Source organism: Pseudomonas sp. NFACC42-2 (assembly GCF_900116055.1).
Classification (GTDB): domain Bacteria; phylum Pseudomonadota; class Gammaproteobacteria; order Pseudomonadales; family Pseudomonadaceae; genus Aquipseudomonas; species Aquipseudomonas marginalis.
Window position 1 is genome coordinate 41,918 of the sequence record NZ_FOZO01000017.1, and the last position, 26,419, is coordinate 68,336.

The window sequence follows — 26,419 nt, forward strand, 5'->3', positions numbered from 1 at the left end:
TGGGAGGGGCGGTGCGACGATTCGACTTGCCCCCGATGAGGGTGTGTCAGCCACAGATGTACAAACTGACCCACCGCTATCGGGGGCAAGTCGAATCGTCGCACCGCCCCTCCCACATTTGGACCGCGCTCGGTCAGGAAGATGTCTTGTGAGCCTTCTCCCTTACGCCTGGGCCAAATCCCAACGCATCCTCCTGCGTCCCGGCGCCGACGGCATGCTGCTCACCGTCTGCCCCTCAACCCCCGGCTGGTCGATCAGCGAAGTACGGCGCCAGTTCGGCCAGGCCCACCTCGAGCAGGTACGCGACGATGAACTCGACGGCCTCCTCGCCAGCGCTTATGCCGATACGGGCAGCGCCGCCGCCGTGGTGGGTGCAGCGGAAAACGAGGTCGACCTCGACCGCCTGATGCAGGACATGCCCGAGATCACCGACCTGCTCGACACCCAGGACGGCGCGCCGGTGATCCGCATGATCAACGCCTTGCTCACCCAGGCGGCGCGGGACGAGGCCAGTGATATCCATATCGAGCCCTATGAAACCCACTCCGTGGTGCGCTACCGCGTCGACGGCACGTTGCGGGATGTGGTGTCGCCGCGCAAGGCGCTGCATGGTGCGCTGGTGTCGCGGATCAAGATCATGGCCCAGCTCGACATCGCCGAAAAACGCTTGCCCCAGGACGGGCGTATCGCCCTGCGCGTGGCGGGTCGGCCGATTGATATTCGTGTGTCGACCGTGCCCACCGGGCATGGCGAACGGGTGGTGATGCGCCTGCTGGACAAGCAGGCCGGGCGTTTGCAGCTGGAGACCCTGGGCATGGAGCCGCAGCTGCTGGCGCGCCTCGACACCTTGATTCGCCAGCCCCACGGCATCGTGCTGGTCACCGGACCCACCGGCAGCGGCAAGACCACCAGCCTCTACGCCGCCCTGGCGCGGCTGGATGCGAGCACCAGCAATATCCTCACCGTGGAGGACCCGGTGGAGTACGACCTGCCGGGCATCAGCCAGATCCAGGTCAACGCCAAGATCGACATGACCTTCGGCCTGGCGCTGCGGGCGATCCTGCGCCAGGACCCGGACATCATCATGATCGGTGAAATCCGCGACCTGGAGACCGCGCAAATCGCGGTGCAGGCCTCGCTCACCGGGCACCTGGTGCTGGCGACCCTGCACACCAACGATGCGGTGTCGGCGGTCAACCGCCTGATCGATATGGGCGTCGAGCCGTTCCTGCTGGCCTCGTCACTGCTGGGCGTGCTGGCGCAACGCCTGGTCCGCCGCCTGTGCCCGCATTGCAAACAGGAAGACCCGGCCACGCCCGGCACCTGGCGCCCGGTGGGCTGCGCGCAGTGCAACCAGATCGGCTACAGCGGGCGTACCGGTATCCATGAATTGTTTTGCGTCGACGACGAGGTGCGCAGCCTGATCCACCAGGGCGCCGGCGAGCAGGATCTGCGCGTGGCGGCACGCCGTGCGGGGATGTTCAGCATGCGTGAAGACGGCGAGCGCTGGGTACGCAGCGGCGCCACCGCACCGGAAGAAATCCTGCGCGTGACACGGGACGCCTGATGAATCGCTACCGCTATGAAGCCGCCGATGCCAGCGGCAAAGTCGAGGCCGGGCACCTGGAGGCCGACAGCCAGAGCGGGGCGTTTGCCGTGCTGCGCAGCCGTGGCCTGACCGCGCTGCTGGTGCAGGTCGAGGGCGGCCAGCAAAGCGCCGCCGGCAGCAGCCTGTTCAGCGCCAAGCTGTCGGACAACGACCTGGCCTGGGCCACGCGGCAACTGGCGAGCCTGCTCGGCGCCAGCCTGCCCCTGGAGGCGGCATTAAGCGCCACGGTGGAACAGGCGGAGAAAAAACACATCGCCCAGACCCTGGCCGCCGTGCGTGCCGATGTACGCGGCGGCATGCGTCTGGCGGATGCGCTGGCGGCGCGGCCACGGGACTTTCCGTCGATCTACCGCGCACTGATCGCGGCGGGGGAGGAGTCCGGCGACCTGGCCCAGGTGATGGAACGCCTGGCCGACTACATCGAGGAGCGCAACAACCTGCGCGGCAAGATCCTCACCGCGTTTATCTACCCCGGTGTGGTCGGGCTGGTGTCCATCGGTATCGTGATTTTTTTGCTCAGCTACGTGGTGCCCCAGGTGGTCAGCGCGTTTTCCCAGGCGCGCCAGGACCTGCCCGGGCTGACATTGGCGATGCTCAACGCCAGCGACTTTATCCGCGCCTGGGGCTGGCTGTGTTTCGGCGGGATTGTCGGTGGGTTCTGGAGCTGGCGCCTGTACCTGCGCAACCCCGTGGCGCGCTTGAACTGGCACAGCCGCGTGCTGCGCCTGCCGCTGATCGGGCGTTTTGTGCTGGGCCTGAACACCGCGCGCTTCGCCTCGACCCTGGCGATTCTCGGCGGTGCCGGCGTGCCACTGTTACGTGCGCTGGAAGCGGCGCGGCAAACCCTCTCCAACGAGCGCCTGAGCCAATGCGTCAACGATGCCACGGCCAAGGTGCGCGAAGGCGTCAACCTGGCCCCGGCACTGGCGGTGGAAAAAGTCTTCCCGCCGGTGCTGATCCACCTGATCGCCAGCGGCGAAAAAACCGGCTCGTTGCCGCCGATGCTGGAGCGGGCGGCGCAGACGTTGTCACGGGATATCGAACGGCGGGCCATGGGCATGACCGCGTTGCTGGAGCCATTGATGATCGTGGTGATGGGCGCGGTGGTGCTGGTGATCGTGATGGCGGTGCTGTTGCCGATCATCGAGATCAACCAACTCGTTACCTGAATTCACGCGGTTGAGAAATGTGGGAGGGGCGGTGCGACGATTCGACTTGCTCCCGATAGCGGTGGGTCAGTCACCTCAGTTGTTGCTGACATACCGCAATCGGGGGCAAGCCCCCTCCCACATTGAACCCTGTCTGTTCAGTTGATTTGGGGTGGGCCGATATCGCCGGCTCCCGACCTCGGGTTCCTCATTCCGTCACATCCAGGCCCCGCGTCACAGCCCGCGCCGCCTTGACTAACCCCACGCTGAAACCTCGCTGTCACCTGCCGCCAAACCGCTCAAAACCATGACCAAAACACCCGAGAATCTTTTTAAAAATCAAGCCCTTCCTCCCGAGGTTTTTTCCTTTTGCTGTCATCGGAAACTGCGAAATTTCCTACCCATGGCCTCACCCCTCGCCACCCCCGAGACACGGCCTGGGACCGAAGCCATGGCGTCATGCAAGAGCCATCTACCCCAACGTACAAACACGACGAAAGGAGATTCTTCATGTTTAAGCGCAACGTTCTCGCGGTATCCATGACCCTCGCTGCACTGTGCTCGGCACAGGCTGCAATGGCTGACATCAACGGCGGCGGTGCCACCCTGCCACAAGCGCTGTACCAGACCTCCGGCGTGTTGACGGCCGGTTTCGCCCAGTACATCGGTGTCGGCAGCGGCAACGGCAAGGCAGCCTTCCTGAACAACGACTACACCAAGTTCCAGGCGGGCGTGACGAACAAGAACGTGCACTGGGCCGGCAGCGACTCCAAGCTGAGCGCCACTGAGTTGTCGACCTACGCCTCTGCCAAGCAACCGACCTGGGGCAAGTTGATCCAGGTGCCATCGGTGGGGACTTCGGTTGCCATTCCTTTCAATAAAAGCGGTTCCGCCGCTGTAGACCTGAGCGTTCAAGAGTTGTGCGGCGTGTTCTCGGGCCGTATCAATACCTGGGACGGGATTTCCGGTTCTGGCCGTACCGGTCCGATCGTTGTGGTTTATCGCAGCGAAAGCAGCGGCACCACTGAGCTGTTCACCCGTTTCCTGAATGCCAAGTGCAACGCAGAAACAGGCAACTTCGCCGTCACCACCACCTTCGGCACCAGCTTCTCCGGCGGCTTGCCTGCCGGCGCCGTTGCTGCTACTGGCAGCCAAGGCGTAATGACTGCCCTGGCCGCCGGCGATGGCCGCATCACCTACATGAGTCCGGACTTCGCCGCCCCGACATTGGCCGGCCTGGACGACGCCACCAAAGTGGCTCGCGTGGGCAAAAACGTCGCCACCAACACCCAGGGCGTTTCGCCTGCCGCCGCCAACGTGTCTGCCGCCATCGGCGCAGTACCGGTACCGGCTGCCGCTGATCGTTCCAACCCGGACGCCTGGGTTCCAGTCTTCGGTCCGGACAACACCGCCGGTGTACAGCCTTACCCAACCTCGGGCTACCCGATCCTGGGCTTTACCAACCTGATCTTCAGCCAGTGCTACGCCGATGCCACCCAGACCAGCCAAGTGCGTGATTTCTTCACCAAGCACTACGGCGCCTCCAACAACAACGATGCAGCCATCACTGCCAACGCTTTCGTTCCGCTGCCAACCGCTTGGAAAGCCACCGTTCGCGCCAGCTTCCTGACCGCGAGCAACGCCCTGAGCATCGGCAACACCAACGTTTGCAACGGTATCGGTCGTCCGCTGTAACCCTCGCTTTCAACGACCTGCACCACCTGATCAGCAACGGCCTGTGCCGTTGCTGATTTTTGCGTTTGTGCGGTTTTTCGACCCGTTAACAGCCCTATATGAACTTTGCGTGACAGAAGTTCAGTCCCGTCCCTCGCCAACCGCCTAACCCTCATACGTGAGCCTGTCTTGCTCCCTGCGTGATAACAAAGAAGGAAGATCCCCGATGGTCCGCTGCAAATCGCCGGTTAACCTGAAAGCCCAAGAAACTGTGCTGCGCCTCAAGCCCCTGGCCCAGGCCATCGCCTTGTTGATGGTGGCGGGCAATGCCCATGCGGCCACGGCGTTCAGTTCCAGCTGGTTTGCCGATAAAGGTGCGACCCAGGCGGCGACGGCGGCGCGGATCAGTGCCGGGCAGGTGCAGGGGATTCCTTCGCTGAACCAGCAGGCGCGGGTCAACCAGCAGTTGGCGCGTTCCATCAGCACTTTGAACACCAGTGTGGCGGCGATTGCCGCGCAGCAGGCGGCGCAGGCCGCCGGGCGCCAGGCTGCGTTCGGCCAGGTCTCGACTATTCCCGATGGCCTCGGCAAGGGTGGCCTGCAGGTGGATAACAGCCTGACCCAGGGTTGGACCAACGCCAAGGGCCCGGTGCAGACCCAGGCCGGCGGCAAGACCACGGTGACCATCGAACAGACCGCCGACAAGGCCATCCTCAATTGGGAAACCTTCAACGTCGGGCGCAACACCAGCGTCGACTTCCAGCAGCAGTCGAGCTGGGCCGTGCTCAACCGCGTCAACGACCCGAATGCGCGCCCGAGCGAAATCCAGGGCCAGATCAACGGCGCCGGTACGGTGATGATCGTGAACCGCAACGGCGTGGTGTTCAGTGGCACCAGCCAGGTCAACGTGCGCAATCTGGTGGCGGCGGCGGCGAACATCACCGATGAGCAGTTCACCCAGCGCGGTATCTACGTGGACGCCACCGGCACCCAGCCGACCTTCACTGACGCGGCCGGCAAGGTCGAGGTGCAGCGCGGCGCATTGATCCAGACCCACAACCCCGCCACCTCCACCGACGCCGGCGGCTATGCCTTGCTGCTGGGCTCGGAAGTGGAAAACGCCGGTACCCTCACTACCGCCAAGGGCCAGACCACCCTGGCCGCCGGCGACAGCTTTTACATCCGCAAGGGTGTCGGCACCACCGGCAATGACCGCTCCACCACCCGTGGCAATGAAGTGGCCACCAGCCTCAAGGCCGGCAGCAGCGCAGGCAAGGTCAGCAACACGGGCCTGATCATGGCGTCCACCGGTGACATCACCCTGACCGGGCACCAGGTGCAGCAAAATGGCGTGGCCTTGGCCAGCACGTCAGTGGACACCCGTGGCACCATCCATTTGCTAAATTCCGCTACCGACACCACCGGCAGCGTGACCCTGGGGGAGGGCAGCACCACCGCGATCCTGCTCGACAGCAGCGGCAGCACCGCGCTCAACGGCCAGAAGGACAACGGCCTGATCAAGCTCGACGGCACGCCTGCCAACCTGATCACCGGCCAGTTCAACAACCTCAGCGCCGTGGCCGACCGCACCGACCAATCACGCATCGAGATCGTCAGCGGCGGCACCGTGGACTTCCAGAAAGGCTCGATCACCCTGGCTACCGGTGGGCAGGTCGCGGTCAGTGCCACCGGGCGCAGCCTGGTACGCGACGGGGCGATGATCGATGTCTCCGGGGCGGTCGGTGTCAAGGTGTCGATGGAATCCAACAACATCAAGATCAACGTACAGGGCAACGAGCAGCGCGACGCACCGGTCAACCGTGACGATGGGCAGTTGATCAATAACGATGTATGGGTCGACCTGCGCGAGCTGGTGTTTGTGCCCGCAGGCACCAACGGCTATGCGACGGATCGCTGGTACACCGCTGGCGGCTTGCTGGAAGTGGGCGGCTACCTGGGTACCCAAGGCCACTCGGTGGGCGAGTGGATGGCCCAGGGCGGTACCGTGACGTTTACCGGCAAGGACGTGGTGACCCAGAAGGACGCGCAGATCAACCTGTCGGGCGGCACTGTGGATGTGCAGGCCGGTTATATCCAGCAGACCTGGCTCAAGGGCCCGGATGGGCGCTTGTATGAGCTGTCCAACGCGCCGGGGGACATTCTCTATTCCGGGTTCTACAAGGGGTATGAAGACACCAGCAAGCGCTGGGGCCAGACCGATTACTACTACAACCCGATGATCGCCAAGCAGCGTCGTTATGAGAGCGGTTACACGGTGGGCCGCGATGCCGGCAAGCTGGTGATCGGTACCACCAGCGCGGTGCTCGAGGGCCAGGTGATCAGTGACGTGTTCCAGGGCGATCGCCAGACCCAGACGCCGAACATCAACCTCGACGGTTACCAGCAGTCGCAGAAGGCCATGGCCCAGCGCGCGCAATTGATCATTGGCGGCTACACGCCTATCTACAACAAGACCACCGGCACCCTGCGCTATGCCTTGGGCGCAAACGCGGACGAGGTATTGATCGAGGGCGGTACGCAAAAAATCGCCGATGGCCTGGACCTCACCACCGCGCTGCCCGCGGACCGCCAGGGCAAGATGGTACTCGACAGCGACCAGCTCAATGGCTATCAGTTGGGCGCGATCAAGGTCGCGGCCAAGCAGCAGGTCACCGTCAACGGAGCGCTCAAGGTGGCCGATGGCGGCGATATCACCCTGTTCGGGCCAAGGGTCGACATCAACGCCAACCTCACGGCCCACGGCGGCAGCCTCAACGCGGGCAATATCCTCAGCCAGGTCGACCCGCTTAAAGGCGGTGCGGTAGGCGACAGCATCCTCAACGGCGGCGGCACGCTGAACGTGGCCAGCGGGGTCACGCTGGATGCCACCGGGCGCTGGAACAATCTGCTGCTGGATCCGGCCAACAGCAGCGGCTTGGCCTATGTGAACGGCGGCAAGGTGTCGCTGCGCAGCACTGGCGGTGTGAACCTGGCGGCCGGCAGCCTGGTGGACACCTCCTCCGGTGGCACCCTCGGCTTGGATGGCAAGCTCAACGGTGGCAAGGGCGGCGACGTGACCTTGGCGTCTCTCGGTACGCTGGGTTTGGACGGCGAGATTCGCGGTTATGGCGTGAGCGGTGGCGGCACCCTGGCGTTGCAGGCGCGCAAAGTACAGATCGGCGACAGCGCCACGGCGCCCGATGTTGGCACCGTGCAACTGGCGGGGGATTTTTTCAACAAGGGCTTCTCGGCCTATGACATCACCGGCAATGAAGGGCTGCTGGTCACGGACGGTACCCAGGTCGACGTCACGACGCCGGTCTACCGTATTGGCGAGCAGACCTCGGCCGCTCCCACGGGCAGCGACCCGGCCACCGTCCTTGAACGCTGGACGCCGGCGCTGTACCAGGAAGACGCTGCCAAAGGCGTACTGACCCAGCGCCGTGGCGCCAGCCTGACCTTGACCGCCGGCAATCTAAATTCCACGGCGGCTGAACTGGCCACCACGGCCTTGAGCGTGGGGCAGGGCGCGGTGATCACTGTCGACCCAGGCCAGGCCATCAACCTGCGCAGCGTCGGCCAGTTGACCATGAACGGCAGCCTCAACGCCTGGGGCGGCAGCGTCAGCCTGGGCGGCCTGACGGCGACGGGCTCGGAAGCGGCCAACGCCGCCGGCCATAGCCGTTCGATCTGGGTGGGTGAAAACGCGCTGATCGACGTGGCGTCGCGTGCGGTCACGGCGGTGAGCAACCGTGGCAATGTCTACGGCCAGGTGCGCAATGGGGGGACCATCAGCATCGGCGGCGACATCAACCTGGCCACCGGTATCGCCAAGGCCAGTGACCTGTTTGTGGTGGTGCGCGACGGCGCGCGCCTGGACGCGTCCGGTGCCCAGGCGATGCTCGACGTGCCCGGCCAGGGCCGCGTGCCGGTGGCCAGCAATGGCGGCAGCATCAGCTTTGCGTCGAACAACGGCCTGTACCTGGACGGCAGCTTCGTTGCCCGCGCGGGTGGCGCAGGTGCTGCGGGCGGTAGCCTGGCCCTGGCCCTGGAAAGCCCGTATTACCTCAAGGCCGGCGTCAACGACAGTGTGCTCAAGGTGCGTGAACTGGTGCTCAGCCAGACCCATCAAGCCAGCCCGACTTCCAGCCTCGAGTACGGCCATGGCCGCCTCGGCGTGGACCAGATCAGCGCCGGTGGGTTTGACAACCTGGCGCTGCTCAGCAACGGCTTGCTGAGTTTCGACGGTGACGTGTCGTTGAACATGGGCCAGAGCCTGCGTCTGTACGGTGGCAGCTATAACCTCAGTGAAAACGCGGCGGCCAGTTCGCGGGTCAACCTGTCGGCGCCATACCTGCTGTTGGCCGGCATCCTCGCGCCGGCAGAATCCGGCAAGGAAGCCTATACCCGCGCGGTGCCGGTGTTGCCCAATCCCTCCGCGCTGGCCACCACGGCGCAGTTCAACGCCAACGCCAACCTGATCGACGTGCGTGGCAATGTGGTGTTCGGCAACAAGAGCTATCTGTTGCGGCCCGACAACAGCCAGGTCAGCCTCGAACGGCGGGGGTTTGATGATGTGCAACTGACCAGCCAGGGCGACTTGCGCTTCCTGGCGGGGGCGGGTGCAGATGTGATTGCCCAGGGCATCAGCACGCAATTAGTGACCAGTGGTGACATGACCCTGCGCGCGGCGCAGTTGTATCCGGCGACTGAAGTCGGCGCCCGGGTACTGGCGGGCTATCTGAATAATGCTGCCAGCAATGACACAGGCTTCAATTACGATCCGACACGCACCCTGACCATCGCACGCACCGCCAATAGCAATGCCGCCATGCCTTACTCGGCCTTTGGTCGTCTGCAATTGGGCGGGCCCACCATCAAGCAGGGCGGCGTGGTGCGTGCGCCACTGGGGCTGATCGAGATCGGCAACCTGGGCTCTACCAACGTGCAACTGCTGCCGGGCAGCCTCACGTCGGTGAGTGGCAAGGGCCTGGTATTGCCTTACGGCGGTACCGTGGATGGCCAGATCTACAAGTACAACGGCAAGACAGTGACGTTTATCGGCCAGGGTGGCGGCAACAGTGCGGGCAGCCTGAACGTTGGGGTGATTCTCGGTGGCCAGCAGTTGACGGTGCTGCCGCAGGCGACGGTGGATCTGTCCGGCGGTGGCGAACTGCTCGGCGCCGGATTTATTTCCGGGCGCGGGGGCTCTACGGATGCACGTTACAACCCGTTGGTACAGTTCGGTGCCAACGGCGGGTTTGTACTGCCGGGTCTGAGCACCAACCCGATCTATGCGATTGTGCCGGGCGTGCAACCGGGCTATGCCCCGGTGGCGCCGGAAGGTGGCGCGGTCGATCCGTTGATCGGCCAGCAGATCACAATCGGCGCCGGCGTGCCGGGCCTGGCGGCCGGCACCTATACCCTGATGCCGTCCACCTATGCGTTGATGCCTGGGGCTTTCCGGCTCGAGATCAACGGCCTGGCCGGGATGGGCGCCGACGGTGCGACCCAGGCGTTGCGCAATGGCTCATGGGCCACGGCAGGGCGCTTGTCCATCGCCAATACCGGGATCAGCAACAGTACGGCCAGCCAGGTGATTCTCACGTCGGCCGATATGTTGCGTCGTTACTCCCAATACAACGAAACCGGCTACGCACAGTTCGCCGTGGCCGACGCCACCAGGCTTGGTGTACCTCGGGCACTGCTGCCGGTGGATGCCAAGACCCTGCAACTGGCCCTGCGGCCAGGCGCAGGTGCGGATGCCTTTTCGTTCCAGGGGATCGGTCGCTTCGAGGCCGCTGACGGCGGTTACGGCGGTACCGTATCGCTGATAAACGAAGAAAAGGGCAGCCTGGGAAGGGACATCGAAATTGTCGCGGCAGGCAACGCGGCTACCGCCAATTTCAAAGGCATTACGGTGGATGCGGACAGCCTGAATGCAATGGGCGCGGCTCGCCTGCTGATCGGTGGAATGACCTATGTCACGTACGGCCAGGGTGGCAACTACATCAAGCTCCCCAGCAGCATCATCAGTTCCATCATCCTGCGCGACGGCGCGAAACTGGCGGCACCGGAGGTATTACTGGTGACCTCCACCGGAAAAATTACGCTCGAACAAGGCGCCTCGATCAACACGATAGGCCAGGGCAAGGCCAGCTACGACGCACGTGACGGTTTTATCTACAACCTGAGCAATGTGCTGGCGGTGTCCAATGGTTTGCTCAACGTAATCGCCGCGCCGTCATTGGGCGAAGTCATCAGTGGGGGCATCCAGTTAGGCGTGTGCAACAGCGTGCCCTGCAGCGGCCAGACAGCCCTGTATTCCGAAGGCAGCATCGTTACCTTGACCGACAGCTCCCTGCAAATGGGCGATGAGGTGCGCTATGGCACCCGCCACCTGAACCTGGGCGTGTCCAGCATCAACGTCGGCAGCCCCGAAGCCCTGGCCGCTGCAGCCGCCAACAATCGCCTGCCGGTGGGTATGACCCTCAACCAGCAAGTGCTGGAACGCCTGCTGCGCGGCGACACCCAATTCGGCGCCCCGGCCCTGGAAACCCTGCAGCTGTCGGCGCGTGACAGCTTTAACTTCTACGGCACCACCACCCTGGATACTTATGACGCCGTGACCGGCAAGTCGTTGCTGAGCAACCTGATGCTGTCCGCGCCGGCGATCTACGGCTCTGGCGGCTTGAACGACGTGGCGACTATCCACACCGCCAACCTGATCTGGCAAGGTGCCGTCGCGCCGCCTGTGGCGGCGGTGACCGGCGGTGCCGGCAGCGGCAGCGGGCGCCTGGACATCAATGCCGAGCGTATCGAATTCGGCTATGGGGATTTTGCCCAGCCGAGCACGACCAATACCTTCGACCGCCTCGCCCTGGGCTTTGCCAACGTCAACCTCAATGCCAGTGAGCGCATCACCGCCAACCACAAGGGCAGCCTCTCGGTGTACCAGAGCCAGGGTGCGTTTGATGCGATCAAGGGCTTTGCCTACAGCGGCGGCAACCTGAATATCCTCACGCCGCTGATGACCGGTGAGGCCGGTTCGGTCAACCGTATTACCGCCGGTGGCGCGATTGATGTCAGCGCCTCGGCTGGCGCAGTAGGCAAGGTGGACGGCATCGGCGGCGAATTGTCATTGCAAGGCGATAGCCTTCGCCTGGCCACTGCCGTGGTACTGCCCAGCGGCAAGGTCACCTTGGGCGCGCGGGGCGACGTGGTGTTGACCGATGCCGCCTCGATTGATGTGTCCGGCCGGGCCATTGCCTTCAATGACTTGACCAAATACAGCGCAGGCGGCGAGGTCTTGCTGGAGAGCCGTGCCGGCAATGTGCAGCAGGCCGCCGGTTCGACCATCGACCTGTCGGCGCAGCACAACCAGGCGGGCAAGTTGCGCGCGGTGGCGGTGGACGGCGCTGCGGGGATCGTCGACCTGGCAGGCAAGATCATCGCCGGCAGCAGCGGTGACTACGATGCCGGTGGCACGCGGGTGCCATACCTCGCGGGTGCGGTGGAGATCCAGGCCCAGCGCCTGGGCGGCAGCGGTACGCTCAGCGACCAGTTCGCAGCGCTCAACCAACGCCTCAACCAAGGCCAGGTCTACGGTGCGCGCAGCTTCCAGCTCAAGCAGGGCGACCTGACCATCGGCAATGACGTCAAGGCCAACAGCGTCAACGTCTCGATCGACAATGGCAGCCTGCGCGTGACCGGCCTGGTAGACGCCAGCGGTGAGCGCGTGGGCAGCATAAACCTGGCTGCCAAGAACGGCCTGAGCCTGGACGGCACGGCGGTTCTCGATGCCCATGGCAGCCAACTGCGGGTGGACAGCTACGGCAAGATCATCGATTCGCCTAACCGCGCCATCGTGGTCCTCGGCTCTGGCCAGGGCCAGTTGACCCTGGCCGAGGGGGCGCGCATCGACCTGCGCCATGGCACCGAGGCCGCGACCGGCAATGACGGGCGCAGCCGTGGCACGCTGGAACTCAACGCGCCGCGCGTGGGCGGCAATGACATCGCCATCGACGCCCGTGGGCCGTTGACTATCCAGGGCGCGCGTTCGATTGCGCTCAATGGCATGAGAACCTACGACGATGCCCCGACCAACACCGATGAAACGCCCAATGGGCGCCCGTACCAAGTGATTGATCAGACCTACCTCCAGGGCGTCAATGACGCGAATACGATATTCATCGACGCTGCGCGCGTTAACGACAACTTGCTGCGCAAACTCGCCGGCTTGAACAACGCCACGTACGGCGATGTGTTCCACCTGCGCCCCGGCGTAGAGATCATCAGCAAAACCCCGGATGGCGACCTTGTAGTGCAGGGCGATCTGGACCTCTCCGGCTATCGCTACGCCAGCCTCAAATCAACGGCCAAGACGGAGTCCGGCAGCCTGACCCTGCGCGCCGGTGGCGACCTGAATATCTATGGCAGCATCAACGACGGCTTTGCCACGCCACCGCCCACCGACGATGACAGTGGCTGGGTGCTGCGCGCCGGTATCGACTACACCGGCGGCACCGTGGTGGTGCCGGGCAGCGGCGTGACCCTGGAGGTGGGCACCGTGTTCCCCGCGGGCGCTGCGCTTAATTTCGATGTACTGACCAACCCCCTGTTTCTGCCGCCGGGCACCCGATTGCCCGTCGCGGCTACGCTCAAACAACCGTTGGTACTCCCGGCGGGTACGGTGTTGGCGGCGGCTGTTCGGGATGCCTCGGGCAATGTGCTGTTCGCGGCGGGCACGTTGCTGACTCAGAGCCAGACCGTCGCCATCGGCAGTGTCCTGGATGCCGGCAGCCTGTTGAGCACGTCAGCCAGTGTCGACGGCTTGATCTGGCCCAAGGGCGTGCCATTGGCCACCAAGGTGACCCTGGCCGCCAGCCAAGTGCTGCCCCGGGGCGCCCTGTTGCCGTCGGGGACAGACGTGAAGCTGCCGGGCGGCGTGGAGTCGGTGACGTTGCGTGACGCCGGCCATCCGGGCAAGAACTGGGCCATTGCACCCATGCTGGAGGAGGGTGCGCAGTCGTGGTCGATTCGCCTGGTCGCGGGGGCCGATACCGAGGCAGCCGACAGTCGCCTGCTGCAACCGCATCCGGTAAGCGGCAATCTGCGCTTGGCGGACAGTCACTATGGGACGTTCGGGAAAGGAGCCCAGGTCTGGACCGAGGAGGGCTCCATGGGGTGGTTCGGCGATGACAGCATGGTGGGCCAACCGATTGACTTCGTCGCAATAGACTACCCGGGCCTCTGTGACGATCTCCCGGAATACTGCGCTATCAGTGGTGAGGCCTACACGCTGCTGGTGGGCGGCAGCACTCGCTTCAGCGTAATCCGCACCGGCGCTGCAGACCTTGACCTGCTGGCCGCCGGCAACCTGAGCATGGAGTCGCTGTTCGGGGTCTATACCGCGGGCAGTTCGTCCACCGGCACCTCGGCCAACGATCCTTATAACCTCAAGCGCGCCGTGGGCAGCAACAACAAGGTGCTGGGTAACGCGGGGGGCAACGAGAAGCTGGTCGATGGGGGAACGGGCAGCCTGTACCGTGCCTGGTATCCGGACACTGGCGGCAACTTGCTGCTTAAAGTGGGCGGCAACCTGACGGGCAATATCACCAGCCCGGCGCAGAATGGCGTTGGTCGTCCGGTACCCAGCGACCAGGGTCAGGATTCAGCCAACGTCGGCAACTGGCTGTGGCGTCAGGGCAATGGGCTCAGTGGGAGCCAGGCACAAGCCACCGCCTGGTGGATCAACTTTGGTTCCTACGTTGCCAGCGACCGTTCGGACCAGATGGTCGGGTTCACCGGGTTTGGCACCCTGGGAGGCGGCAACCTGAATGTTGATGTGGGTGGCGATGCAGGACTCATCAGCCCTGTCTCGTCAACAGCTCTGAACGTCAGTCGCCGCAGCCAAGGCCTGGTACTGGCAGTCGGCAGCACCGGTCGGGTCGGGGCCGATGGCAGTGTGCAACTGACGGGTGGCGGTGATCTGAACCTGCGGGTCGGCGGAGCGGTTAACCCCGCCAGCCAGACCTTCGCAGACCACCTCAATGGTGCGCTGGTGAACCTGCGTGGGCACGTGCAATTGACCGGTGGCGCCCTGGGCAGCCTGACGCTGCGTTATGGCAACCGGTTCACAGACCAGAGCCCCAGCGAAGTGCGCGCCTACGATCCTTTGCGTTCCACTTCGGCCATGGCCTCGGGTGGTTTGAGCCTGTTGCCGGGCGACGCCACTTTCAGCCTGTCCACCCGTGGCGACCTGGTGTTGCAGGACGTCGCCGACCCTGGGCGCGCGCCGCAGATGAACGCCTTGACCTTCGTCAATAAGGGGGTCAACGGGATCGGACAAAGCTGGTTCAGCTTGTGGACCGACCGCACAGCAGTGGACCTGTTCTCTGCCGGGGGCAACCTCACGCCGCTGACCCAGACCCTGGAAACCGATATGGCGGCGGTCTATCCCGCGACATTGCGTGCGGTTGCCGCTAACGGCAGTCTCTATTACGGCAGCGCCTCGACCAGTAATCCTGGCACCGTGCAGCCGCTCAGGGCGTTGGTACTCGCACCTTCGTCCAATGGGCAACTGGAATTGCTGGCCGGTGATTCGATCTCCGGCGGCGATCTGACGATCAGCCGCTCCAGTGCGGCACCCAATAGCCTGGCGACTATTCTGCGTCCGGCCTTCGCCGGTTTCCTGACGGATCAAAAAACGGCAATAGTGGGCAGTGGCAATCTTTCCAGCGATGGCAACATTGCAACCTTGACGGTTTCCCCGCTGTTTGCCTTTGGCCCCAACACCGCCAGCATGGCCTGGGGTGATGCCCTGGAGCCCGCGCGTTTCTATGCGCTGAACGGGGACCTGCTGGGCGTCAATAGTGGGCGCGCCCTCACGATCACGGGGGTGGGTGACGCTCGGTTCGGGCAAACCTTTTACGAAGGCGCAGGCCCGGTATGGATGCAAGCCGGACGCGATATTGTCGGCAGCGGCACGCGCTTGAGCGGTGCCAGCGCAGGTGTCACGGATACGGGTCAATACACCTTTACCGGCAACCTGTTCGTGCACAACAGCCCCACCGATATCTCCATCGCCAGCGCTGGCCGCGACATCCTCTACAGCAGCTTTAACGTTGCCGGCCCCGGTACCCTGGAGCTGACGGCGGGGCGCAACATCCAGATGGAAGACAAAGTCGCGGTGAACAGCCTGGGTGCTGTGGCGGCGGGCGACAGCCGCCCTGGCGCAAGCATCGTCATGCAAGCCGGCATGGGCCCCAATGGCCCGGATTACCGCGGCTTCGTCGAGGCCTACCTGAACCCCGCCAACCTGGCGCAACCGGGTGAATCCCTGCAAGGCGCCAAGGTGGCCAAAACTTACGAAAACGAGCTGGTTACCTGGCTCACCGAACGCTTCGGCTTTGCCGGCGACAGCGAACAGGCCCGGACCTACTACGCCGCACTGCCCGCCGAACAACAACGGATCTTCGCCCGCGACGTGTACTTTGCCGAACTCAAGGCCGCCGGCCGTGAGTACAACCAGGACGGCAGTGTGCGCCAGGGCAGCTATGTGCGTGGTCGTGCCGCGATTGCCCGGTTGTTCCCCGAGACCGACGTGGCCGGCAACCCGATCACCTACAAAGGCGACATCACGATGTTCGGCGGCGCGGGCGTGCACACCAACTTCGGTGGCTCGATCCAGATGCTCACGCCGGGTGGCCGCCAGACGTTCGGCATCGAAGGCGCCGCACCGCCGTCCACGGCTGGGGTGATCACCCAGGGCGCTGGAGATATCCAGCTGTACTCCCAGGGCAGCATCCTGCTCGGCCAGAGCCGCATCATGACCACCTTCGGCGGCTCGATCATGGCCTGGACCAGCGAGGGCGACATCAACGCCGGGCGCGGCTCCAAGACCACCGTGGTGTACACGCCGCCCAAGCGCGTCTATGACAACTGGGGCAACGTGAGCCTGTCGCCGTCGGTGCCGAGCACCGGTGCGGGGATCGCCACGCTGAACCCGATCCCGGAAGTGCCGGCGGGGGATATCGACCTGATCGCGCCGATGGGCACCATCGATGCGGGCGAGGCGGGCATTCGGGTGTCGGGTAACGTCAACATCGCCGCCCTGCGGGTGGTGAACGCAGCGAACATCCAGACCCAGGGCAAGTCGTCCGGGGTGCCGGTGTCGGCCACCGTCAATACCGGGGCCATGAGCTCGGCCAGCGCGGCGGGGGCGGCGGCGTCCCAGGCCGCAGAAGACGCGGCGCGCAGCCAGCAGGCGGCGGCCAAACAGGGCCGGCCGTCGATCATGACCGTGGAGGTGCTGAGCCTGGGCACCGAGCCGTTGCCGCGCGAGCCGGAGCCGCAGCAGAAAAACTCCAGCTACAACCCCAACAGCCCGGTGCAGGTGCTGGGCGCGGGGCCGCTGAGTGAACAGGCGCGGGCGCGGTTGACGGATGAGGAGCGTAAGCAGATCAGTTTGTAGAACTTCAGAAGGACCTCTCGATGTACCGTTCGGGGCGATCAATGATCGCCCCATTTTTTTGCGCAAGCAGAAGGGCGGCGAGTTTCTTATTAGCTGAGCGGTATGGTGGGGGAGACTCGGTTAAAACTGTGGGTGCGACGATTTTCTAACTGATGCCCCCGGGACTGAAATGTGGGAGGGGGCTTGCCCCCGATAGCGCCGGGTCAGTTAAAAAATAAGTGACTGACACTCCCTCATCGGGGGCAAGTCGAATCGTCGCACCGCCCCTCACACATTTACCCAGTACACCAGACCCAACTCCGGTCGGCTCCAGGGCCGCATATGCCGACCCGGAAAAATTGCCCCCCTCACAATCCCAAATGAAGCTTTCATGACAAAAGTTCGGTAGCTCATCGCCACTTCCGTCTTGCCTATGTAACGCGCTGGAGGCCGCCACGAGCCGCCTCCCCAGCCGTCAGCGGGACGCCAGGAGTGGGGCAATGGGAACTATGGAACGTTACTCGAAAGTTGGCATGCAGGAGCTCGACCAGCGCCTGTCGAAGATCGTCGAGGCCGCGCGCAAGAAGCCGGTTTCGGTGTACCGCTACGGCGCGCCGTGGGTGTGGATCGTCTCCCAGGACGACTGGCAGGGCGCCTTGAAGGAAGTGTCCAGCTACATCCCGGCGGGGCATTCGCTGGTGTTGTTGCGCCCGCAGATCGACGAGGTGCTCGAGCAGCATCGCGACCTGCTCCAGGCCGCGCCGGGCATGTCGATCGCGCCGCAGACCGTGGTGCAGATCCTGCTCCTGCAACTGCTGTATTCGGTGCCCAGCGAACAGCAGTTGCACGAGCAACTGAACTACAACCTGCTGTTCCGCTGGTTCGTCGGCCTGGAGCTGAACCAGAAGGTGTGGAGCATCCACGCTTTGCAGCGCGACATCGCCAGCTTGTTGAACAACCCGCAGGCCGTGCAGTTGATCCAGACCATCATCGGTGAAGTGTTCTGTGGCGCCTTGCTGCACATGCCGGAGTTCTCCCTGAACTTCGCCTTGCTGCACACCTGGCTGGCGCGGCACAGCCATCTTTCGACCAGCAGCAATTGAGCAGGCCAGACGCCGTGCAATCGGCGACGGCGCAAAATCTTAGACAGTTAGGGGGCGGTGTGGAGCATCTGTTCAAATCAACGCTGGCGTTGTGCTGCCTGACGCTGGGCGTCCTGGCGCAAGCGGTGTGGGCCGAGGAGGGCGGTGAGGCCCCGGCGCGCAAGGTGGACGTCAACGAGTACTTCGTGCGCGGCAATACCGTGCTCGATGCGGCGACGATCGAGGAGGCGGTGTACCCGTTTCTCGGCCCGCAAAAGACCCTGGACGATATCGAAGGCGCGCGCGATGCGTTGCAGAAGATCTACCAGGCGCGTGGCTACCAGTCGGTGTTTGTCGAGCTGCCGGAACAGAAGGTCGATGACGGCATCGTCTATCTGCAGGTCAGCGAAACCAAGGTCGGCCGCGTGCGTGTGGTCGGCGCCAAGCATTACTCGCCGGTGGAGATCCGCGAGGAAGTGCCGGGGCTCAAGGAAGGCGCGGTACCGGATTTCACCACGGTGCAAACCCAGCTGGCCGGGCTCAACCGCAGTGCCGGTCGGCAGGTCACGCCACTGGTCCGCGAAGGCCAGCGCCCCGGCACCATGGATGTGGATCTGCAGGTCGAAGACCAGAACCCCTGGCACGCCAGCCTCGGCCTGAACAACGATTACAGCGCCGACACCGAAAAGCTGCGCTCGGTCGCCACCCTGGGCTACGACAACCTCTGGCAACTGGGCCACAGCATTTCCCTGACCTACTTCACCGCGCCCCAGGACACCGAGAATGCCAAGGTCTGGTCGGGATCCTACAGTGCGCCGCTGAACGAACGCTGGACCTTGCAGTTCTCCGGTTACCAGTCCGACAGCAACATCGCCACCATCGGCGGCAGCAACGTGTTGGGCAAGGGCCATTCCTACGGCGTATCTGCCATCTACAGTTTGCCGGCGGCGGGCAACTGGGCCAATTCGTTTTCGTTCGGTGTGGACTTCAAGGATTTTGACGAGCAGATGAAGTTCGGCGCCAGCAGCGACCAGGTGCCGCTCAAGTACGCACCGTTCACCCTGGGCTACAACGGCTATCGCTACACCGAGCAATCCCAGCTGGGGTTGGGCTTGAACCTGGTGGTCGGCACCCGTGCATTCTTTGGCTACGGCAGCGACGCCGAAGAATTCGATTACAAGCGCTACAAGGCCAGTGCCAGTTTCGCCGTGCTCAAGGGCGACCTGAATTACACCTACACCTTCGCCAACGATTGGCAGTCGGCGTCCAAGGGCGCTTTCCAGCTGGCCTCCGGGCCGCTGGTGTCCAACGAGCAGTATTCCGCCGGCGGCGCCACCTCGGTGCGCGGCTACCTGGCGGCCGAGCGCACCGGGGACGAGGGCTATTTGCTCTCCCAGGAACTGCGCACGCCGTCCCTGGCCAAGTTCCTCGGCAGTTATGTGCAGGAGTGGCGCTTCTATGCGTTCGCCGAAGGCGCGCGCATGCGCCTGCACGACCCGCTGCCCGAGCAGGAAGACGAATACAGCCTGGCCAGTGTCGGCCTGGGCACCCGCGCCAGTTTGAGCAAGTGGTTGTCCGGCAGCCTGGATTGGGGTTACCCGCTGCTCGATGGACCGAACACCCAGAAACAGGACTCGCGACTGCACTTCAGTGTGCAGGCGACTTTCTGACTTTTTCTTCCGGAGACTTCACCCATGCAACGCCTATTCCTGAGCCTGTTGATCTGCCTGGGCTTCGCGCTCCCGGCCACTGCCCATGCCTGGTGGCAGGACGATTGGCACTACCGCAAACAGATTTCGGTGGACACCACCGCCCAGGGCGCCGCGATCAGCCAGGCCCTGGGCCGCACCGCGTTGCTGGTGCGCCTGCACACCGGCAACTTCACCTTTGACGGGGTCAAGGACGACGGCGCCGACCTGCGCTTTGTGAGTGCCGATGACAAGACTGTGTTCAATCACCAGATCGAAAGCTTCGACCCGTTGATGGGCATGGCGTTGATCTGGGTCGATGTGCCCAAGGTCGAAGGCGGCCAGCGCCAGGACTTCTGGATGTACTACGGTAACCAGAAGGCCCCGGCCACCGCCAATGGCCAGCTGACGTTCGATCCGAATTACACCGCGCTCTATCACTTCGATGGCGCCAACGCGACGCCGCCACGGGACACCACGGCCTACGCCAACACCGCGTTGAACGCCACCGGCGCGAGCATCGACGGCGTGATCGGCCGTGCCTTGCAGTTCGCCGGCCAGCCGCTGCTGTTGCCGGCCAGCCCGTCGCTGCAACACGCCGCCGGCGCTGCCTTCACGTTCAGCGCCTGGCTGCGCCTGGATCAGGCCAGTGGCGAGCAAATCGTGCTGGCCCGACGTGACGGTGCCCACAGCCTGTTGCTGGGCCTGAACCAGGGCTCGCCGTTTGTGGAGATCGACGGCCAGCGCGCGGTGTCGACCCAACCGCTGAACCCAGGCCAATGGCAGCACCTGGCGTTCACCGCCGAGGGCGACAAGGTCACGCTGTATGTGAATGGCCGTGAAAGCGCCACGCTCGCCGTGGCCATGCCTGGGTTCAACACGCAGCTGGCGGTCGGCGCCGACCTGCCGGAAGCCGGCAGCGCGCACCTGCCGTTCGCCGGGGCCATGGATGAGCTGCGCCTGTCCAAGGTGGCGCGCCCGGCTGCGCTGTTGCTGGCCGATGCGAGCGCCCAGGGCGCCGAGTCGAAACTGGTGGCCTACGGCGTGGATGAAGAACAGTCCGGTTTCGGCTTCGGCAGCCTGGGCTTTTTGCTCAACGCCGTGCCGGTGGACGCCTGGGTGATCATCCTGGTGCTGGTGGCGATGATGTTCCAGTCGTGGGTCATCATGTTGCGCAAGAACCGCCAGGTCAGCCGCCTCAGCAGTGCCAACGACGTGTTCCGCGAGCACTTCGCCCAGATCGGCACGCGCCTGGAGATGTATGCCGACGACGCGCAGTTGGCTGAGCGCCTGACCCACTCTTCGCTGTGGCGCCTGTACCTGGTGGCGGTCAAGGAGATCCGTACCCGCCGTGCCCAGGGCGCCGACACCTCGTCGGTGTCGGCGGCGACCATCGAAGCGATCCGCTGCTCCATGGACGGCGTGCGCACCCGTGAGAACCAGGCCCTGAGTTCCAAGTTGTCGACCCTGTCCAACGCCATCGCCGGCGGCCCGTACATCGGTCTGCTCGGTACGGTGCTGGGAATCATGGTGGTGTTCCTCGGCACGGCCATGGCCGGCGACGTGAACATCAACGCCATCGCCCCGGGCATGGCGGCGGCGTTGCTGGCCACGGCCATGGGCCTGTTCGTCGCGATCCCCGCATTGTTTGGCTACAACCGCCTGATCACGCGCAACAAGGAAGTCAGCGCCGACATGCGCGTGTTCGTCGACGAGTTCATCACCCGCCTGGCGGAGATGCACGGCGAGAGCCAGCACAGTGAAACCGCGCACCGCCGCGACCATCACGCATCGGTTCCGGCCTGAGGAGAATCGCCATGGCTTCCGTAAATGCCTCCCACGACGATGACGATGATGCCGCCGTCGACAGCATCAACATCACGCCCCTGGTGGACGTGCTGATGGTGGTGCTGGTGATGTTTATCCTCACCGCCACCGCCCAGGTCTCGGGGATCCAGATCCACCTGCCCAAGGCCAGCGCCTCGGTGTCGCTGTCGGAGGCCAAGACCAAGGCCATCTCCGTGAATGACGGCGGCCAGGTGTTCCTCGACGCGTACCCGGTGACCCTCGGCGAACTGGAAGAACGCCTGCGCATCGAGAAAGCGCTGAACCCGGACTTCCCGGTGATCGTGCGCGGCGATGCGATGGTGCAGTACCAGAAAGTCATCGAGGTGCTCGACCTGCTGCGCCGGCTGGAGCTGTCCCAGGTCGGCCTGGTCACCGGCAAACCGAGCCAGGGCTGAGTCATGACCGCACAGATCCCGATCGCGCCATTGCCGGTGAAGAACAAACCGCCGTTGCGCCCGTTGAAGTGGGGCGCCGGCCTGTTGCTGGGCGCCGTGGCGGCCTGGTTTCTCTGGCAGTGGGCCAATGACATGAGTGGCGTACGCCGTGAAGCGCCGAAGGTGCCGACGATTATTCCGTTGCCGCCCCCGCCGCCGCCACCCCCGGAAAAACCCAAGGAGCCCGAGCCCCAGGTTGAAGAGAAAGTCCCGGAACCGGTGCCCAGCCCCGAACCCGAAGAGGTCAAGCCGGCCGAGGAAGCACCGCCTTCACCGAATGAAGACCTGGCCAACCCGATGCAGATCGACGGCGATGCGCAGTCCGGTAACGACGGTTTCAACATCGGCGCCGGCAAGGGCGGCGGCATGGCCGGCAGTGGCGGCGGCGGGCTGGGGACCGGCACGTACAAGCAGTACCTGGCCGGTACCTATCAACGGCTGATGCGCGAAGACCCGGAGCTGCGCAAGAAGGCGTTCTCGATACAGATAGACCTGTGGTTGGGCGCCGACGGCCAGGTGACGAAGGCGCTGGTGGCCAAGTCCAGCGGGGACGCCGACACCGACGCGCAGATGCTCGCGCTGATCCGTGCGCCCCGCGCCACCCAGAAACCTCCGGCGTCGCTGACGCTGCCCATGCGCCTGTCCCTCAAGGGCCGGCGCCCGGATTGATTGCACGAAACCTCTTACCTACGGTTTTTTACAGGAGTTGCGTACACATGATTTCCCCCGTGAATCGACTGACCCTGGCGGTTGGCATGGTCATCGCGACCCTGGTCGGGCAGGCGGCGGCCGCCCCGGTTGCGCCCTCGGAAAACGTCACCATCAACCTGATCCGCCTGCTGGTGCAGCAAGGCGTGCTGACCCAGGACACCGCCAATGGGCTGATCGCCCAGGCCGAAAAGGAAGCCCAGCAGGCCCGCCAGGCCAACGCCGCGCCGGTGGTTGCCAGCGGCCCGGCGACCGCGCCTGGGGATGTGCGCGTGCAGTACGTGCCGCAGGCGGTGCGCGACCAGATCCGCGACCAGGTCAAAGCCGAAGTCATGTCCACCGCCAAGCAGGAAAACTGGGCGCAGCCCAATACGTTCCCCGACTGGATCTCGCGCATCAGCTTTGATGGCGATATTCGTCTACGCGACGAGTCGCGCTACTTCTCGGGCAATAACAGCAACAACATCACCGATTTTGCCAAACTCAATGACACCGGCCCGTACGACGTCAACAAAAACTCCAACACCAAGTTCCCACCGCTGCTCAACACCCGCGAGGACCGCGAGAACCTGTTCCGCCTGCGTGCACGCCTGGGCATGAAAGCGGTGATCTCGCCGGAATGGACCGCCGGCATTCGCATCGCCACCGGCTCCGACAATAACCCAGTGTCCACCACCCAGACCCTGGGCGGCGGCTTTGGCAAAAAGGACATCTGGCTCGACCAGGGTTACCTGAGCTGGAAAACCACCGACTACATGACGTTGACCGCCGGGCGCATCGGCAACCCGTTCTATTCCACCGACATGATGTATTCCAACGACCTCAACTTCGACGGCGTGGCGGCGATCTTCAACCACAGCCTCAACAGCGAGTGGGGCCTGTTCGGTACCCTCGGCGCCTTCCCGGTGGAGTACACCTCCGACACCGCCAGCAGCAATGGTATCGACAAGGAAGACAGCGACACCAAATGGCTGTTTGGCGGGCAGATCGGCGCGGACTGGAAGATCAACCGCAGCAACCGCCTCAAGCTCGCGGCCGCTTACTACCAGTTCCAGGACATCGAAGGCGAGCGCTCCAGCCCTTGCTCCACCTGGCAGGGCGCGGCGGGTTGCGACACCGACGGCACGCGCGTGGCCTTCATGCAGAAAGGCAACACCGTGTTCAACCTGCGCAACAACACCACCAACCCGGCGGATCCTGCGCGCACACCCGACCCGCAGTACGTAGGCCTGGCGTCCAAGTTCGATGTGCTGGACCTCAACCTGGTCTGGGACAGCGAACTGCCCAGCGACTTCAAGCTGCGCAGCCAGGCCAACTTCATTCACAACCTGGCCTACGACAAGGGCGAGATGCTCAAGCGCAGCGAAGGCGAGATCGTCAACAACATCAACAGCAATGGCCAGTTTGAAAGTGGCGGCAATGCGCTGATGGTCTCGTTCACCCTCGGCAGCGCCCTGGAGATGCGCAAGCGCGGCGACTGGAATGTGTTGGCCGGCTACAAGTACATCCAGCCCGACGCCTTGCCCGATGGCTTCAACGACTCGTCGTTCCACCTGGGCGGCACCAACGCCAAGGGCTATTTCATCGGCGGCAACTACGGTATCGACAAGAACATCTACGCCAGTGCGCGTTGGTTGAGCGCCTCCGAAGTGTATGGCCAGCCGTTCGAAGTCGATGTGATGCAACTGGAACTCAACACGCGCTTTTGATGCGCAGGGAGACGCCACATGAACACACGAATCTGCGCGCTGTTACTGCTGCTGGTGAGCACCGGCGCTTCGGCCGAAGGCATGGAGGAGCGCCTGCGTACGCAGCTGCGCAGCACCACCCAGCAATTGCAGGCGCTGCAAAGCGAACAGGCCCAGGCCAGTGCCGCACGGCTGGCCGCCGAAAACCAGGCCAAACAGGCCCAGGCGCAAATCAAGCAACTGACGGCCGAGCTGGAAAAGGCCCGTGGCACCGCCGAGCAACTGGCCGGTCAGCAACAGAGCCTGCACAGCCAGGCGCAAGCCCAGGTGGCGGCGAGCAACGAGCAGATCGGCAAGTTCAAGAAGGCCTATGACGAACTGCTGGTGCTGGCCAAGGGCAAGGAAGCCGAGCGCGCGCGTTTGCAGGCGGCCTTAAGCGAACGTGACACACAAGTGCAGCAATGTTCAGTCAAGAATCAACAGATGTACGGCGTGGCCCAGCAGTTGCTCGCGGCCTACGAAAAAATCGATGTGGCCGAGGTGATGAGCATTCGCCAACCGTTCGCCAGCAGCGCACGGGTCAAGTTCGAGGAACTGGCCCAGGGTTTTGGCGACGATCTGTACAAGAGCCGTTTTGATGCGCCCCAGGCAGCCGCCAATCACTGATAGACAAGGAAGAGATCACCATGAGCGAATTGATCACCAGCGTCACCGTCCAGAGCCTCACCGACCTGTTGCAGGACGCCGGCTACCGGGTTAACCAGAGCGAACAGAACGGCATCGTGCAATTGCTCAGCGCCAGCCAGGGCATCGGCTTTGCCGTGCGCTTCGGTAACCCGGCGGCGGAGCAGGGCAGCTATGTGGACTTCACCTACAGCTGCGCGCTGCGGGTACAGGGCGAGTTGCCCGAAGGCCTGGCCCCGGTATGGAACGCCTCGCGGCGCTTTGCGCGGTTGTCGGTGCAGGGTGAGTTCCTGTTGATGGAAATGGACGTGGTGGTGGCCGGGGTTGGCGTCACGCACCTGCGCAGCCAGCTGGAATTGTGGGATCGCCTGTTGCAGGAGTTTATCGTTTACTTGCGTGAGTACAGCCAGCAGGCCGCGCAGTTGCAGGCCGCCGCGGTGGGTGAAGAGGCGGCGGTGCTGTGAAAAAGCCAACCCTGATGCTCGGCGCGGGGGCGCTGGCGGTGCTGGTGGTGGCCGTGGCGTTGAGCCTGCGACCGGGCAGCGACCCGGTGGCGGCGCAGCAAACGGCGCCGGTGATCACTCCCGCGCCGAGCGGGCCAGCGGTGGCGCGCCTGGGCAACCAGCAGATCGACCTGGCGGAGCTGAAAAGTGTGCTGGCCAGCCTGCCGGCCGAATCCCGCGAGCAATTGCGCGGCAACCGTGGCGCCCTGGAAACCTGGATTCGCTCGAGGCTGGCGCAAAAAGCCGTGCTTGAACAGGCCGATGCCCAGGGCTGGCGCCAGCGCCCGGAGGTGGAGCAGCAGACCCGCGCCGCCGCCGAGCAGATCGTGTTTCGCGACTACATGCTCTCGGTCAGCCAGGTACCGGCCGACTACCCCAGCGCCGCCGAACTGCAACAGGCCTACGACAGCGGCAAGGCGCAATGGGTGACGCCGCCGTTGTACCAGGTGAGCCAGATTTTCCTCGCGGTGAATGACCCGCAAAACCTCGATGCCGTACGGCGCCAGGCCCAGGAACTGAGCCGCAAGGCCCAGGCCGCGCCGGCTGATTTTGCCGCCCTGGCCACGCAGTTTTCCCAGGACCCCGACAGCGCCGCGCGCGGTGGCGATTCGGGGATGCAGCCGTTGCAGCAACTGGTGCCGGAGGTGCGCGGCGCGGTGTCTCGGCTCAAGGTCGGAGCGGTCTCGGACGTGGTGCAGAGTCCTGCCGGGTTTCATGTGCTCAAGCTCATCGGCCAGCAACCGGCGCGCACCGCCACCCTGGACGAGCTGCGTGAACGCCTGACCCAGGCCCTGCGCGCCCAGCGCCAGGAACAGATCGCCAAGGCCTACCTGGAGGGCATGCTCAACACCGCGACCTTGAGTATCGACGGCGCCGAGTTGAACAAAGTGCTGGAGTAA

At 64.2% G+C, this 26,419-nt stretch carries 13 protein-coding genes; all 13 read left to right on the forward strand.

Annotated elements, in window-relative coordinates; genetic code table 11:
• The first annotated feature begins 148 nt into the window (after window positions 1–148).
• Window positions 149–1,567: a type II secretion system ATPase GspE gene (gene gspE / locus BM416_RS23540; RefSeq protein WP_092489624.1), complete on the forward strand. Its 1,419-nt coding sequence runs from the start codon at window positions 149–151 to the stop codon at window positions 1,565–1,567.
• A complete protein-coding gene (gspF, locus tag BM416_RS23545; RefSeq protein ID WP_092489625.1) occupies window positions 1,567–2,778 on the forward strand; it encodes a type II secretion system inner membrane protein GspF in 1,212 nt (403 codons plus the stop codon). The genes gspE and gspF overlap by 1 nt, the downstream gene beginning before the upstream one ends.
• Window positions 2,779–3,267: 489 nt before the next feature.
• On the forward strand, window positions 3,268–4,452 hold the full coding sequence (locus BM416_RS23550; RefSeq protein WP_027607538.1) for a substrate-binding domain-containing protein: 1,185 nt from the start codon (window positions 3,268–3,270) through the stop codon (window positions 4,450–4,452).
• A gap of 205 nt (window positions 4,453–4,657) precedes the next feature.
• The gene (locus tag BM416_RS23555; RefSeq protein WP_092489626.1) at window positions 4,658–16,906 is read left to right on the forward strand and encodes a filamentous hemagglutinin family protein; all 12,249 of its coding nucleotides are present in this window, start codon (window positions 4,658–4,660) and stop codon (window positions 16,904–16,906) included.
• Between the two features lie 488 nt (window positions 16,907–17,394).
• Window positions 17,395–17,988, forward strand: a complete 594-nt coding sequence (locus BM416_RS23560) for a transposase (protein ID WP_065926276.1) — start codon at window positions 17,395–17,397, stop codon at window positions 17,986–17,988.
• 59 nt (window positions 17,989–18,047) lie between these two features.
• On the forward strand, window positions 18,048–19,637 hold the full coding sequence (locus BM416_RS23565) for a ShlB/FhaC/HecB family hemolysin secretion/activation protein (protein ID WP_092489627.1): 1,590 nt from the start codon (window positions 18,048–18,050) through the stop codon (window positions 19,635–19,637).
• A gap of 24 nt (window positions 19,638–19,661) precedes the next feature.
• Window positions 19,662–21,461 (forward strand): DUF2341 domain-containing protein, encoded by a 1,800-nt coding sequence (locus tag BM416_RS23570; RefSeq protein ID WP_092489628.1) that lies wholly within the window; start codon window positions 19,662–19,664, stop codon window positions 21,459–21,461.
• 11 nt (window positions 21,462–21,472) lie between these two features.
• Window positions 21,473–21,898 (forward strand): ExbD/TolR family protein, encoded by a 426-nt coding sequence (locus BM416_RS23575; protein ID WP_010211136.1) that lies wholly within the window; start codon window positions 21,473–21,475, stop codon window positions 21,896–21,898.
• Between the two features lie 3 nt (window positions 21,899–21,901).
• Window positions 21,902–22,606 (forward strand): energy transducer TonB family protein, encoded by a 705-nt coding sequence (locus tag BM416_RS23580; RefSeq protein ID WP_092489629.1) that lies wholly within the window; start codon window positions 21,902–21,904, stop codon window positions 22,604–22,606.
• 47 nt (window positions 22,607–22,653) lie between these two features.
• Window positions 22,654–24,354, forward strand: a complete 1,701-nt coding sequence (locus BM416_RS23585; RefSeq protein ID WP_092489630.1) for a putative porin — start codon at window positions 22,654–22,656, stop codon at window positions 24,352–24,354.
• Window positions 24,355–24,372: 18 nt separating this feature from the next.
• The gene (locus BM416_RS23590) at window positions 24,373–24,999 is read left to right on the forward strand and encodes a hypothetical protein (protein ID WP_027607530.1); all 627 of its coding nucleotides are present in this window, start codon (window positions 24,373–24,375) and stop codon (window positions 24,997–24,999) included.
• Window positions 25,000–25,019: 20 nt separating this feature from the next.
• Window positions 25,020–25,481, forward strand: coding sequence for a YbjN domain-containing protein (locus tag BM416_RS23595; RefSeq protein WP_065924373.1), 462 nt, complete (start codon window positions 25,020–25,022; stop codon window positions 25,479–25,481).
• A complete protein-coding gene (locus BM416_RS23600) occupies window positions 25,478–26,419 on the forward strand; it encodes a peptidylprolyl isomerase (RefSeq protein ID WP_092489631.1) in 942 nt (313 codons plus the stop codon). Before BM416_RS23595 ends, BM416_RS23600 begins: the two co-directional genes overlap by 4 nt.